The 12,992-nt window shown below is 51.0% G+C and carries 13 protein-coding genes; 7 read left to right on the top strand and 6 right to left on the bottom strand.

What is annotated here, in order from left to right; translation table 11 throughout:
- The first annotated feature begins 83 nt into the window (after positions 1 to 83).
- Positions 84 to 539: a hypothetical protein gene (locus C1752_RS10245; RefSeq protein WP_110985969.1), complete on the top strand. Its 456-nt coding sequence runs from the start codon at positions 84 to 86 to the stop codon at positions 537 to 539.
- A complete protein-coding gene (locus C1752_RS10240; RefSeq protein WP_110985968.1) occupies positions 527 to 970 on the top strand; it encodes a hypothetical protein in 444 nt (147 codons plus the stop codon). Before C1752_RS10245 ends, C1752_RS10240 begins: the two co-directional genes overlap by 13 nt.
- A 16-nt stretch (positions 971 to 986) precedes the next feature.
- On the opposite strand, the gene C1752_RS10235 is transcribed toward C1752_RS10240, so the two are convergent.
- A complete protein-coding gene (locus tag C1752_RS10235) occupies positions 987 to 2,084 on the bottom strand; it encodes a hemolysin family protein (protein ID WP_315865252.1) in 1,098 nt (365 codons plus the stop codon).
- Between the two features lie 64 nt (positions 2,085 to 2,148).
- Here C1752_RS10235 and C1752_RS10230 point away from each other — a divergent pair, with 64 nt between their 5' ends.
- Entirely contained in the window at positions 2,149 to 2,571 is a 423-nt protein-coding gene (locus C1752_RS10230) for an NUDIX hydrolase (protein WP_110985966.1), read from the top strand.
- A 109-nt stretch (positions 2,572 to 2,680) separates the two neighbouring features.
- Here C1752_RS10230 and C1752_RS10225 read toward each other — a convergent pair whose 3' ends face one another.
- Positions 2,681 to 3,643 (bottom strand): hypothetical protein, encoded by a 963-nt coding sequence (locus C1752_RS10225; RefSeq protein ID WP_110985965.1) that lies wholly within the window; start codon positions 3,641 to 3,643, stop codon positions 2,681 to 2,683.
- Between the two features lie 317 nt (positions 3,644 to 3,960).
- Here C1752_RS10225 and C1752_RS10220 point away from each other — a divergent pair, with 317 nt between their 5' ends.
- Positions 3,961 to 5,112: a DUF6765 family protein gene (locus C1752_RS10220; RefSeq protein ID WP_110985964.1), complete on the top strand. Its 1,152-nt coding sequence runs from the start codon at positions 3,961 to 3,963 to the stop codon at positions 5,110 to 5,112.
- Between the two features lie 8 nt (positions 5,113 to 5,120).
- Here C1752_RS10220 and C1752_RS10215 read toward each other — a convergent pair whose 3' ends face one another.
- The 3 genes from C1752_RS10215 to C1752_RS10205 all read right to left on the bottom strand — a co-directional run bounded on the left by C1752_RS10215 (position 5,121) and on the right by C1752_RS10205 (position 8,451).
- Complete coding sequence (locus C1752_RS10215; RefSeq protein ID WP_110985963.1) at positions 5,121 to 6,215, bottom strand: radical SAM/SPASM domain-containing protein; 1,095 nt, start codon at positions 6,213 to 6,215, stop codon at positions 5,121 to 5,123.
- Positions 6,216 to 6,440: 225 nt separating this feature from the next.
- Positions 6,441 to 7,442, bottom strand: a complete 1,002-nt coding sequence (locus tag C1752_RS10210; RefSeq protein ID WP_110986138.1) for a lysylphosphatidylglycerol synthase transmembrane domain-containing protein — start codon at positions 7,440 to 7,442, stop codon at positions 6,441 to 6,443.
- 31 nt (positions 7,443 to 7,473) lie between these two features.
- On the bottom strand, positions 7,474 to 8,451 hold the full coding sequence (locus tag C1752_RS10205) for a cysteine synthase A (protein WP_110985962.1): 978 nt from the start codon (positions 8,449 to 8,451) through the stop codon (positions 7,474 to 7,476).
- 156 nt (positions 8,452 to 8,607) lie between these two features.
- Here C1752_RS10205 and C1752_RS10200 point away from each other — a divergent pair, with 156 nt between their 5' ends.
- The 3 genes from C1752_RS10200 to C1752_RS10190 all read left to right on the top strand — a co-directional run bounded on the left by C1752_RS10200 (position 8,608) and on the right by C1752_RS10190 (position 11,537).
- A complete protein-coding gene (locus tag C1752_RS10200; protein WP_110985961.1) occupies positions 8,608 to 9,999 on the top strand; it encodes a folate/biopterin family MFS transporter in 1,392 nt (463 codons plus the stop codon).
- Between the two features lie 284 nt (positions 10,000 to 10,283).
- Positions 10,284 to 10,949 (top strand): response regulator transcription factor, encoded by a 666-nt coding sequence (locus tag C1752_RS10195; RefSeq protein ID WP_110985960.1) that lies wholly within the window; start codon positions 10,284 to 10,286, stop codon positions 10,947 to 10,949.
- Positions 10,950 to 11,183: 234 nt separating this feature from the next.
- A complete protein-coding gene (locus C1752_RS10190) occupies positions 11,184 to 11,537 on the top strand; it encodes a response regulator transcription factor (RefSeq protein WP_110985959.1) in 354 nt (117 codons plus the stop codon).
- On the opposite strand, the gene C1752_RS10185 is transcribed toward C1752_RS10190, so the two are convergent.
- Positions 11,505 to 12,980: a sensor histidine kinase gene (locus C1752_RS10185; protein ID WP_233501500.1), complete on the bottom strand. Its 1,476-nt coding sequence runs from the start codon at positions 12,978 to 12,980 to the stop codon at positions 11,505 to 11,507. The genes C1752_RS10190 and C1752_RS10185 overlap by 33 nt on opposite strands.
- Between the last annotated feature and the right edge of the window lie 12 nt (positions 12,981 to 12,992).

Raw genomic sequence — 12,992 nt, 5'->3', positions numbered from 1 at the left:
AATATTACGGAAATCCTAGACACACCGACCTATTGAAAGGCCGTCTGGGAATCCTAAATTGAGGGATTCCAGACGGTTAGTTCATGGCATTGTCGATCCGCAGGTCCTATGCCTGGGCCTATTTGACGATCTTATTTTTGGGGTACACGCTAGCGGGGTGGATCTTGGCAGCCTACGGGGCGCCCAGCTTCGTTTGGATTTTGACGCTGGTGCTGACAGTGCATTTGGCGAAAGCAGGACCAGATGCGATCGCACTTTCGATCACTTGGGTCGTTTCTTTGTTGTGGGGTGCCGCCTATCTGGGGATTCACCCCCAGGATTTTCAATGGGCGACAGGATATGCCTGGGGAATGTCCCTGCTATCGCTGTGGTTTCTGGCCCTGCTGCTCGTAGTGCAATTGGCCTTTGCCAGTCCATTCATACCCAGATATCGAGATCACGAAATGCAGAAGGCATATTTTTTGGTGAAGCTCATCTGGAGCGGCTTAGGAATCGGGGGCCTCACCTACGCATTGGGAGGATTAACGTGGGTCGGTTAACGGGAAGATTACAGTCAAGACAATCAGATCGGGGGCCTACAGCGGAAAAACTGCTACAGCGCTTAGACCCTAAAATTTTCGATAGTCTGACTTCAGAACAAACAACAGCAATAACCACGCTACTGACTCAGATCACGCTTGGCTCCTCGGCTCAGCGACCGAAGATTATCGACATTCGATTTGTCGTTGATCTGATCATCACCCGCTTTTACCTCGTCTTACTGGTGGGCAAAGATCGGCGTCATAGAGAACGATCCCGCCAATCAACAGGTCTCAAAAAAATCGGCAACGCCATCGCCGCAGGGCTGCTCCTAGTAGCAGCTAATTTAGTGATCAGCGCCGTTATTTTACTGAGCGCTTACTTAATAAAGTCAGCGTTGGGTATCGACCTCCTACCCGGACATTTTGCTAGATACCTGCAGCAGCTATAGACCCTTGGCGCTTGAGCTAGAGACGTCCCCTAGATAATAGTCCTCGCCGCCATCGACTTCGCGGAGATCGGCTGCTTTGGAAATCACTCTCATCATAGATTTCGCCCACCAACTCTTCCAAAATATCTTCTAGGGTGACAAGTCCCACGGTGCCGCCATACTCATCAACAACAATGGCAAGATGAAGCTGCTTTTGCAGCATTTCTTTTAAGAGCGCCGCCACCCACTTTGTCTCAGGCACATAGAAGGGCGGATCCATTGCCGATGTGACCGATTGATTACCGTTTGTCTTCAGGGCTTGCAGAGCCTGTTTCAAATGGGTAATGCCGACAATGGCATCTTTAGATTCTTCCTGCACCGGTAGGCGGGAATGTCCGCTCTCCAGGCAGAGATCAATGACATCCTGTAGCGTCGCCTCATGGGAAATCGTGAACATATCAACACGGGGCTTCACCACTTCACGCACCCGCAGCTCATCTAGCTCCAGCGCCTTATTGAGAAGCTGGCGCTGCTGTAGGTCCAGTTGACCTCTACCCCCCAGAACGTCGATCAGAAGCTGCAGATCGCTCACGGACTCAGCCTGCTGCGCCGAGTTGCTGCTCAGGAGTCGAATAGCAAACTGGGCAATGGCTTCAAACATACGCACAATCGGCAGCAGTAGGACTGACAGCCAATAGATGGGTCGTACCACCCACTGAAAAATAGCGCTGGCGTTGCTAATGGCCAGGGACTTGGGGGTGATTTCACCGAAGACGAGCAGCAGAAAGGTGACGACGGCGGTTGCAATTCCGAGTCCAGCCCCACCAAACCAGATCACGAATAGATTGCTGGTCAAAATTGCCGCGAAATTATTAACGAGGTTATTACCGACCAGTAGGGTGGTGATAAATCGCGCCCGCTTTTCCAGAACAAGTCGAAACAGCCCGTCCGTGTCTCCCTGCTCCTGCATTAGGCCCCGCAGCTTCAGGTTGTCCATTGACGTAATGGCGGTTTCTGAGCCAGCAAAGAAGGCGGACAGCAGAAATAAAATGATCAGAGCAACAATGTCTAGCCTGACGTCTCCGAGTAATGGGGCTGTTGCTGCTAGGGGATACGAAAGAAAGGAGGGAATCACAGGCAGCTATAGTGGCGGATGTGATTGATTGTATTATGCCAACCCTGATGCGTCTCAACTATTCATGAGCCCACCTACTGTAATTAAAGCTGCGATCGCAATTCTCTATCAAGACGGGCGATTCTTACTGCAGCTCCGCGATGACATCCCTACGATTGTCTATCCCAACCAGTGGGCCTGCTTTGGCGGTCATATGGATCCGGGCGAAGAGCCTGAAGCGGCCCTCTACCGAGAAGTTGATGAAGAGATCGGCTACACCGTCCCTGAAGCCACTTTCTTCAAGGAGTATCGTGACCCCGGCGTGATTCGCTATGTCTTCGCCTGTCCCCTCACGGTTGAACTTGGCAGCTTAGAACTAAAGGAGGGCTGGGATATGGGATTATTTACCCCTGAGGAAATTCGCATTGGTAGCTGCCGCGCACCCCGGGATGAGCAGCCTCGATCGATTGCGATCCCTCACCAGGCTCTGCTGCTCGACTATATTTAAGCAAAATAGATTGGAATAAAAAAATAAACTTGAGGCACCTGTTTAAAGGGAGTTTGAAATCAGGACACTGACAAAGAGTCAACGTTAGTCATTCTGAGGCTGTGCTCAGCTAGGCGGTCTCCAATTGTCCACAAGCTCCTTCAAATTCATTTTGGGCCTCTTCAAACTGCCCTTGAGCCTCTTTAAATTTCCTTTGAGCCTCTTCAAACTGTCCCTGTGCTTCTTCAAAGTTCCCTTGGGCCAAACTTGCCGCAGCCCCATTCGCTGTTTGCTCAGCTCCGTCTATTGTTTGTCCAGCGTCAACAAAATATACGTCATAGGCATCTTTCGCTTTTGTCTGGGCCTCTTTAAAAGGCTCCTGTGACGAATCTGATCCAGCCTCATTCGCTCTACCTTGCACAGCTTCGTTGAATTTATCCAGAGCGCTTTGTGCTTTTTGCCGAGTCTCTTTTACTTGTTGGTAAGCCTCATCTGCTTTTTGCTGAGCCGCTTTAGCTTCACTTTTAGCCGCTTGTTGCTGGACACTTTGCTCCCCGTTTCCAGATGTTTCTGTATTTCCATCTGCTTGTTGTTGAGTCGCCTGTTGTGAAGCTCCGTCTGACTTCTGCTGAGTTCCGGCTTTGCTATCAGTTGCTTGCCCCTGGGCGTCTCGCTCGCTAGGTTCTTCTTCTGAACTCTTACTCGCCTGTTCTTGAGCAGTCTTTTTCTGTCTCGGAGTCCGCTCAGGCATTTTCAACTGCTCCCTGGCTTTCGCAATCGAACTAGAAGCTCCTTTTTGAATTCCTGTCCAAAGCTTGGTCCCTGCCTCGGAAACTGTGCTGCTGTCAGAATTGTTGTTTGCTTTGGCAAGATCTGAAACACTCTCGGTCACCCTCGATGAGCTACTCCAAATCCATTCAAAAGAAACAAGGACACCACATAGGAGCAGCCACAACAGTGAAACTGACTCTCTCAAGATTTCCCAGGTTCGCTTGAAAAAGTCTTGATAAACCTTTGCTGTATCTTCTCCTGAAATAAGCCGCCACCAATCGGTGGCCTTATCTTTGATCGGACTGCTTGCTGAGTTGCTCATGTAGGATATCTCCGTTCCAGGAAACCTCTTATCGTTACTATGATGGACTGTTCCCTGAACCGGGTCAATCGGTCCAGTCTTGATCGGCAGTGCTGGGATACGGTGAGAAATTTTTGCGATCGCAACTCACCCCCCACCTCTTCCCAAAGCAGCGAGAAGATTAACCTAAAATTTTCTCAAGGTTAATGTTCGGTTTACATCCCGTTGAGTTGGATCGCTATCGCGGTAGAACTAGAGTGAGCTAACCGCCTGAGCCAAAAATTTTTACATCCGCAGGCGATCAGCCATCCGTCCTTTCCCCATGGGGAAGCCCAGCGATGCAAATCGATTTTCACCACGGGGTCACCTACGTCGTCGCCCGACTAGCTGGCTTTGAACACCAAGACGCACAGGTAATTGCCTATTCGGCGCAGTACGTCGATGACGCCACCAACGCTGGCATCATCCGCTTTAACAACGGCACTGAATTCAACCACGTCAGCTCTGCCCACAAATTTTTAGACTACCGAAACTTTCGTGAACTGGCCCATCACCAAGTCTGGATGCCCTTTCACTTTCTCCCCGGAAACGGTGGCCTGCCCGCAGATCAAAGCCCCATCGGTTCATTCATCGACAAACTAATCTGTCGGCCCAACAGCTACATCGCTCAAGATATGGTGGCCGCCTGTATTTCTAATAGCTTATTTAGCACTCACCCCACCCACCCACAATCCCATAGTCTTCACCGCTTAGGCATCACCATGCACGTCTATGCAGATACCTGGGCCCATCAGGGATTTGCAGGCATCAGCCACCCGGTCAACGAAGCCAAAATATTAGTCGATGCCCAGGGTAAAATCGACCAAAAATCAACGGAGCGCGTCAAGCGATATTTCAACAAAAACTTCGTCAACCGATTTGCTCACTTCTTCATCAGCGAAGTCTTTCCCCTCGGCCACGGCGCTGTTTTGAGTAATCCTGATCGCCCCTACCTGAAATGGGGCTACACCAACGGCCTCAATCAGAGAATCATGCGCGATAACCCGACCGATTTTCTCGAAGCCGCCGACCAGATGTGTCGCTGGATGCAGCGCTATCGCATCGGTGACCCCGCTGCCTGCTGTCCCGGCCTACCTCAAGCTGATAAGCAACTCATTGCCAAACTGCTGCAAACGACAACCAAGCGCAGCAGCCGCAGCAGACATAAAATCTGGCTTAGAGCGATCGCAGAAGGCCAATTCAGCTTTGGCAAGACCCAAGTAACCTATAAAGCAAAAGGAAAGGGATCTTGGAAACACCAAGCCCTGGGCACGGAAGCCGTTGTTGATACCGGCGACGAAATTTTTCCGTTTCAGGCCACATTCCTAGACAGCCACTGGAAACGATTCCACGATGCCCTCGAAGAACACCGCACCTACGTTGTCCATAAGCTGCTCCCTAAGTACGGCATCCGCATGGGATCGCAGATTGAGCAGCCTAGCATCCATTAACTATTCGCCTACTCTCGCAACGTCTTGTTGCTGTTCACAATCGCTGGCTTCAAAAACCGAGAAGATAACCACTCCGACCGATTTAAAATACTAATCATCAACCGGCCACATCGCTTGGCAATCTGAGCCACAATCGGGGAAGCCGTCGGCCCACGCAAATTCTCAGTCGTCATCCAATCGCCCGACGCCTGCATCGTCTTGTAATGCTCACAGCGAGTGCAGGGAATATCGTCTCGCGGCTCAGCCTTACCCATCACCATATCCTGGGCATACCCCACCTTTTCCTGGTAGCCCTGCTTCCCATCAGCCTCAAACATATTGCCGAAATCACCCCAGTAGTTGAAACAGCAGCCCAAAACTCGACCATCCCAGTTGACTTGAGGCGACGTCCATAGCTGCTGGCAGATATCTTTGCGGATATACCCAGTGCCGTAGGTTTCAGCATATTCGCTACGGCTAGAAACACCGCTTGAGGTCTGCTGCCGCACCAGTTCCTTATCCTGAATCGGCGAAACCTCCTCATCCCATGAAAGTTTCAGATAAAACTCCATGTTGAGGTCTTTCGCTAATTCTCGGGCCGTCTGAATTTCATGCTCATTGTGACCAAAGGCCACAAACTGCCAGAGCAAGAGTGGAAAGTCAGACTTATAGATCTTCTTATAGTGATTGATGGTTTTGATATTCTCAATCACGCGATCAAAGTCACCGCCGACTCGGTATTGCTTGTAGGTCTCTTGGCTGGCCCCATCAATAGAGCAGTCGATGTGGCGAAACTTATATTTAACGAGATTTTCAAGAACTTCTGGCTTGACCGTATTCAGGTTCGCTCCGTTACTGGCCGTCAGAATCACACCTTTTTGATAGGCATATTTCATAATCTCCGTCAGCTCAGGGTTTAAGAAAATTTCTCCCCAGTTAGACAGCTCAATATGAACAATGGCAGGATTGCGATCGACTAAATCCTTAAAGTTCTTGAACGCTAAAAATCCGCTGCCCAGGTTCTTTTTGGTCTCACCCTGAGCGGTCGGACAAGACGGGCACTTGAGCTGACAAAAGGTTGAAGCTTCTAGACGAATCGAGATTGGCTCTTGAACAACGGTCATCTTCATCTCTCCAGTAAGCGCCTAGGGGACTAGCGTTCATCTTAATACGCTCTTCTGAGAAGCGTATTAACACCCACACGACAGCCAGAGAAAGCTAGCGAATAGAATTCGCGCCTACAGGAACAAAGTCTGCCCGCGCAGACTACATATATCGGGGCTTACAGCAATCCGCGCAGATGCATTTTGCTTGTGTAGCTGCGGTTGAAACCGCTCAAAACCCGGCAGTCAACGGCTGGCGGTCTGGGTTGGTTTACGCGATGGCCGTGGACGATGCTGGAGCGGAAATCTCATATCTAAAGTTGCTAGCCCTGCTCCCAGCGCTTCAGCAATGGTGTTGACGAGGCGATGAATACCGACAGCGCCCAAGGCTAGCCCCACAGAGAGCGTTTGATCGCTAGTCAGAACACCGGGCTGGCTAAGAAGTGTACTGGTCACCAACTCTAAAACCCCAACCCCCCCCGGAACCCCAGGGATAATAAAACCGAGCAGCCAGCCCAATGTATAGATACTCATATATTTGGGTATCAAGAGCGGCTCGATGGGGGTCAGAACGCTGAGGGTGACAATGAACCCCAGCGATCGCACCAAAACAAACAGGATTTGTCCCAGAAGCGGTCTCAGCGGATATCGCTCAAGCTTAATAGCATCAGAGGCATCCGCTGGCTGATTTTTCTTCGACCCTTGGGGCACAAATTTGACGAGCCGCTGCAGAATACGGGGATGAACCACGAGCAAAATCACAATCAGGCCTAAAACTGCAAAGATCTGTTGCTGCTGAGGCACACTCAACAGAGACACAATCACGCCCGAGGCCGCCATCAGCAGGGTATCGAGGACCACGCTCAAAGAGGCAGGTCCGAAGGGAATACCAATGTCTGTAGCCGCAAGGGTGCGGCCATACAGATGAACGACGTTACTGGGTAAATATTTGGCAATATTGGTGGTCAGGTAGATCTGAGCGGCCCAGGCTTTATTCACAGGCTGCCCTAAATCTTGCAAAATCTGGCCCCAGATCCAGCCCGCCCAAACGAACGCCAGCAGCGTAATGCCTGTTGCAAACACGAGACTAGCCCAGGCGGGAGGCGTAATCTGAATGCTGGCGATGCCTTGCCAGTGACTGTGCAGCGTTTTGCCTAAAAAAGCTAGCGCTGCTGCCATGATGAACAGATAGACCCAGCGCTTGTAGCGGCTCCATTTTTGCTTCAACCCGCCCCAGAAATTTTGCATGAATCCCATAATAATGTTGAGGGCAATGGGTCTAAGCCTGGGGAGACAGTCCCTTGGCGGCTAACCACTCTGGATTGAAAAGCTTGGATTGATACCGCGTGCCGCTGTCACACAGAACAGTCACGATCGTGTGCCCCGGCCCCATTTGCTTCGCCAGGGCAACGGCGGCACCCACGTTAATACCGACCGATCCCCCCATGAACAGGCCATCCTGCTGCAGAAGCTGATAAACGACCCGCAGGCATTCAGGGTCGTCGATTTGAATCGCGTCATCAATGGGGGCATCCTGAAGATTGGCGGTGATCCGACTGTTACCGATGCCTTCAGTGACGGAATTACCTTCGGATTTGATTTCTCCGGTTTTCACGTAGCTATACAGACCACTCCCCATTGGATCGGCGAGGACTGTCTTCACTTCAGGGTTTTTCGCTTTCAGGTAGAGGGCAACGCCTGCATAGGTACCGCCAGTGCCGGTCGCGGCAACCCAGGCATCCACTTTGCCATTGGTTTGTTCCCAAATCTCTGGACCCGTGGTTTGATAGTGAGCCTGACGATTAGCAAGATTATCGAACTGATTGGCCCAAACTGCATTCTCGGTTTCTTCGGCTAAGCGACCCGAGAGCTTGACATAGTTGTTGGAGTCACGATAAGGGACGGCCGGGACAGCCCGCACTTCAGCACCTAAGACGCGCAGGGCATCCATTTTTTCTTGGGACTGGGTTTCAGGAATCACAATCAGGCAGCGGTAGCCTTTGGCGTTACAGATATGGGCAAGGCCAATGCCGGTGTTGCCTGCGGTGCCTTCAACTACGGTGCCGCCAGGTTTCAGTAACCCCTTGGCTTCGGCATCTTCGATGATAAAAAGAGCAGCACGATCTTTGACGGATCCACCGGGGTTAAGAAATTCTGCTTTACCGAGAATTTCACAGCCTGTTTCGTCGCTGAAGCTATTCAGACGAATGAGGGGCGTATGGCCGACGGTACCGATGAATCCGCTCTTAATATCCATGAATGATTATTGATGCTGCACGTCTATCATCCCATTGATGATAAACGTTCTGGCGATGGGAAATAGAGGATCCACGGAAAAAGGCTGGGTTCGTTATCATGAGTTTCATGCATCTCCCTGGCCACAGCGCGGATGACGGTCGTATTAAAGGGTTAAATGATCAATTCTCAGGCTAGTGCTGCGTCTCTGAAGCAAACGCTAAAGCGCACGATATTCTTTGATCAAGACCCCAGCCCCGAGCTGTTCGCTATCTTGGCTGTCTATTTCGTCCAGGGTATTTTGGGACTGGCTCGATTAGGGGTCAGTTTTTTTCTTAAGGATGATCTCGGCCTGAGTCCGGCAGCGGTGGCGGCGATGATGGGGATTGCTTCACTGCCTTGGGTGGTCAAGCCGCTGTTTGGCTTTCTGTCGGATAGCCTTCCAATTTTGGGCTATCGTCGCCGGTCTTATTTGGTGCTGTCTGGCATTTTAGGCTGCTTGGCTTGGGTAGCAATGGGAACGGTGGTGAACTCGGCAGTGGCGGCAACGGTTGCGATCGCAACCACTTCAACTTCAACCGCAATCAGCGACGTAATTGCCGACTCAATCGTCGTCGAGCGCATTCGCCAAGAATCGCAAAGTGATGCTGGCTCTCTGCAGTCATTGTGCTGGGGAACAACCGCGTTAGGCGGCGTTGTGACGGCCTACTTCAGCGGCTGGCTGTTAGAGCATTTAAGTACTCGCAGCTTGTTTTTGATCACGGCAACATTTCCGCTGATTGTATGTGCGATCGCAAGTCTGATCATTGAGGCCAAAGCCAATACGCCACCTAGCTTTAAGACCGCTAAGCATCAGATTGTGCAGGTAAAAGATGCGATCGCACAGCCCAGCATCCTGCTGCCGGTGCTCTTCGTCTTTCTATGGCAGGCCACCCCAAACTCTGAATCAGCCTTTTTCTTTTTCACCACCAACGAGTTAGGATTTAACCCCGAATTTCTGGGGCGCGTTCGCCTCGTGACCAGTCTGGCCTCTCTGTTCGGCATTTGGCTCTTTCAGCGGTTCTTCAAAGCCGTCGCCATGCGCACCATCTTTCTGTGGACAACGCTGCTGTCTTCAGCCCTCGGCATGACAACGCTACTGTTAGTCACCCACGCCAATCGCACCCTTGGTATTGACGATCACTGGTTCAGTTTAGGGGACAGCCTGATTTTGACGGTCATGGGTCAGCTTGCCTACATGCCGGTTTTAGTCTTAGCCGCTCGCCTATGCCCAGCAGGAATTGAAGCGACAATGTTCGCTCTGTTAATGTCAATTATTAACTTAGCGGGCATCCTGTCCCATGAATCGGGCGCTCTGCTAATGCATCAACTCGGCGTCACTGAATCCCAATTTCAAAATTTGTGGCTGCTGGTGATGATTACCAACCTCAGTACGCTGTTGCCGCTGCCGCTGTTGCGTTGGCTTCCCAAAGCAGAGCCTGATTCCCAGGATTCTCTGGATTTAGCAACACTGAAGGTTCCGCCTTCTCAACAGGGCGAGATCGAATCAACTGTTCCCCTCTCGCCATAGTTCTCCATCGCCCTGAGCTCTAATTCTCTTAGAGGATGTGTTTAAATCCTCAAGTCCTGTCTCTCTTGTTTCCTTTTCAAGACCGTAGAGGAACAAACCGTTATTAAGCCTGTCTTCAGTAAATATCTGCTGCGCTTGCCCATTCCACAGCCGTTTGATAGCGTTGATCCTAGGAGATCAAGCTCGCACAGTCCCTCAGCCGCAGTCCTGACACGAACCTCTAATCTTCTTTCTTCCAGTCTCAAAACTCGATCCGCCGAGCCAAGATAGGACTCTTGCTCAACATGTATCGTATTTTAATTGCTGACGATGAGCCTCGCATTGCTTCTTTTATTCAAAAGGGGCTAAAGGCCAATGGTTTCACGGTCTCCACATCCCAGAGTGGCGGTGAGGCCTTAAATCTAGTTTTAGGCAGTGACTTCGACCTTCTGATTCTTGACCTGGGGCTGCCTGACAAAGATGGTCTTCAGGTCTTAGAGGAGCTACGCGGCCAAGGTGAAACGCTCCCCGTTATTATTCTGACAGCCCGAGACGATATTCACGATAAAGTGACGGGCTTAGAAAGCGGGGCTGATGACTATGTCACCAAACCATTCCGCTTTGAAGAACTACTGGCGAGGGTCCGGGTTCGCTTACGGGATACCGGTTCATCGAAGGATGACTCACAGATGCTCAGGGTGGGTGAGATCGAACTAGACTTACGCACTCGACGCATTACGGTCGGCGATCGCGTTGTTGATCTACCGGCGCGCGAATTTACGCTAGCAGAAACGTTTTTCCGACATCCTGGTCAAGTCCTCAGCCGCGAACAGCTCCTTGATCGAGTGTGGGGCTACGACTACAGTCCTGGCTCTAACATTGTGGATGTCTATGTCGGCTATCTACGCAAGAAACTCGGAAGTGGCGTTTTTGAAACCATTCGAGGCATGGGATATCGCCTGCGAGCTTAGGGTCTAGATTCATCCGGTAAACAATGCACACCTCTATCTAACATTCGTTCGCATCCTACCCCTTTATGAGAAAGTTCTCATGCAAGCCTTTCGTAACCTTTAGATAGTTACGTCAGAATGAGTATATGTACGGGTCAACGCTTCAATTTTGGGAAGAGCCTAGCTTGGAAGTTAAGAAGACAACCGGGTCAAAATAGCAGTTGTCTACTGTACCGACGGATCTGGTACTTTTTGATGTGTTTGATTTTGATTGTCGAGGATGAACAACGGGTCGTTGCGTTCGTGGATAAAGGTTTACGCCGAAACGGATTCAGGACACGAGTGGCTATAGATGGAGAGCAGGCGCTTCAGGAGTTGCGATCGCAACCTTTCGATCTGATTATCCTGGACCTAGGACTCCCAAAAGTAGACGGCTGGGCCATCCTGCAAGAACTACAGCGACTGGGTAACCAAGGCCCGGTGATTGTTGTGACAGCAGAGATAGATGTGCGCGACGCCGTTTTGCAAACCGGTGCCCATGACTATCTAGCTAAACCCTTTCGTTTTCAAGACTTATTAACCTCCATACAAGCTGCCCTGAGTCTCTAGCCCCTGCTGCCGAGGCAGCGTGAGGATAAAAGTCGAGCCGCTCCCCTGCTGACTGACCAGCTCAATCGTCCCTTGATGGGCTTCTGTGAAAGCTTTGACAATCGCTAATCCCAGCCCCGATCCGTCCACTCGCTGGCCCTCAATGCGGGCAAACCGGTCGAAAATTCGGTGCTGATCGTCTATAGAAATCCCGTCCCCCGTATCCTGAACCCAAAACCGGACCTGAGCAGGCATTTGTCTGTAGCCCAATTCGATCACATCTGTCGGCTGAGTATGCTGTGCGGCATTTCTCAACAGGTTCAGCAACGCCCCAGTCAGCCGCTGGCGATCGGCCACGATTGTTCCAGAGCCTTGACTCGATAGGTGCCAGTTGCGATCTGCTAAGGTTTGAGCTTTGGCAAACAGATCTTGGACGAACGGACTCAGTTCAATCGTTTCACACTGCAAGAAATCAGGACGCTCGGATTTAGCAAGGGCGATCATGTCATTCACAAGCCGCCCCATCCGATCCAGTTCATCAAGGACCAGTTCAATCGTTTCCTGCTGTTCCTTGGGGTCACCATCTATCAGTTCCAGATGACCGCGCACAATCGTAATGGGCGTCCGCAGTTCATGACCCGCATCGTTGACGAAGCGGCGCTGACTGTCGAAGGCTGACTGCAGCCGATTCATCATCGCGTTGAAGATTTGGGAAAGATCTGCCAATTCGCCCGTTCCTTGAACAGAGAGGCGTTGGGAAAGATCTGATTCACTAATATTGCGTGCGGTTTTCGCCAGTTCCCGCACCGGAGCCAGTAACCAGCCCGTGCCGAACCAGGCTAAAAGACAGGAAAGAAACAGCACGCCCGCTGCAACCTGCGCAAAAATGTAAACGCTGGCTAACGCCTCCGACTGCTCACCAGCCGTAGTGTGAGCAACGATAAAAATTCCCTGCTGTTTTCCTTCTAAAAACAGAGGATCTGCTTTGTAGATGATCTTTTCAATCCGAGGATCCTGGGTGAGCCATTCTCCACGACTATACTTATTCACCCTTAGCCAATACTGGAAGAGCTTTGAATCGGGCCGCAGGGGCTTGAATAATCGCGATGGATTAGAACGGTAAAGTTTCTGATCTATCAAAATAATCAGGAAATTATCGTCTTCCGGCAGTTGATTGGCTAAAAACTCATCCACAAATACTTTGAGGTCGGCCTGCGTTTGATTAGGAGATTTTTCCCAGGCAAGATAGGCATCCATGAAGTTTTCCCTAGCCTCTACCAGGTCTTCTCGAACGCGCAGTGAGACTTGCCGCTCAATCAAATGGCGAAATAGAGGAACAGAAAGTCCCATGAACACAAGCATCAGAAAAACGTACAGCAGCAAAATGCGGGTGCGCGTCTGGCGAAAAACCTGCGCTAGCGCTGAGCGAGGGAGAAAAAAGTTCTGGTTTTGCTGCCGTGCCACAAGCCATGCCTC

Source organism: Acaryochloris thomasi RCC1774 (assembly GCF_003231495.1).
Classification (GTDB): Bacteria; Cyanobacteriota; Cyanobacteriia; order Thermosynechococcales; family Thermosynechococcaceae; genus RCC1774.
This window is presented reverse-complemented; position numbering and strand designations above follow the sequence as displayed.

What these genes read in the sequence shown, in the direction of transcription:
- C1752_RS10245 (WP_110985969.1), top strand. Translation starts at nt 84, where the DNA reads ATGGCATTGTCGATCCGCAGGTCCTATGCCTGGGCCTATTTGACGATC.
- C1752_RS10230 (WP_110985966.1), top strand. Translation starts at nt 2,149, where the DNA reads ATGAGCCCACCTACTGTAATTAAAGCTGCGATCGCAATTCTCTATCAA.
- C1752_RS10225 (WP_110985965.1), bottom strand. Translation starts at nt 3,643, where the DNA reads ATGAGCAACTCAGCAAGCAGTCCGATCAAAGATAAGGCCACCGATTGG.
- C1752_RS10220 (WP_110985964.1), top strand. Translation starts at nt 3,961, where the DNA reads ATGCAAATCGATTTTCACCACGGGGTCACCTACGTCGTCGCCCGACTA.
- C1752_RS10215 (WP_110985963.1), bottom strand. Translation starts at nt 6,215, where the DNA reads ATGACCGTTGTTCAAGAGCCAATCTCGATTCGTCTAGAAGCTTCAACC.
- C1752_RS10210 (WP_110986138.1), bottom strand. Translation starts at nt 7,442, where the DNA reads ATGCAAAATTTCTGGGGCGGGTTGAAGCAAAAATGGAGCCGCTACAAG.
- C1752_RS10205 (WP_110985962.1), bottom strand. Translation starts at nt 8,451, where the DNA reads ATGGATATTAAGAGCGGATTCATCGGTACCGTCGGCCATACGCCCCTC.
- C1752_RS10200 (WP_110985961.1), top strand. Translation starts at nt 8,608, where the DNA reads ATGATCAATTCTCAGGCTAGTGCTGCGTCTCTGAAGCAAACGCTAAAG.
- C1752_RS10195 (WP_110985960.1), top strand. Translation starts at nt 10,284, where the DNA reads ATGTATCGTATTTTAATTGCTGACGATGAGCCTCGCATTGCTTCTTTT.
- C1752_RS10190 (WP_110985959.1), top strand. Translation starts at nt 11,184, where the DNA reads ATGTGTTTGATTTTGATTGTCGAGGATGAACAACGGGTCGTTGCGTTC.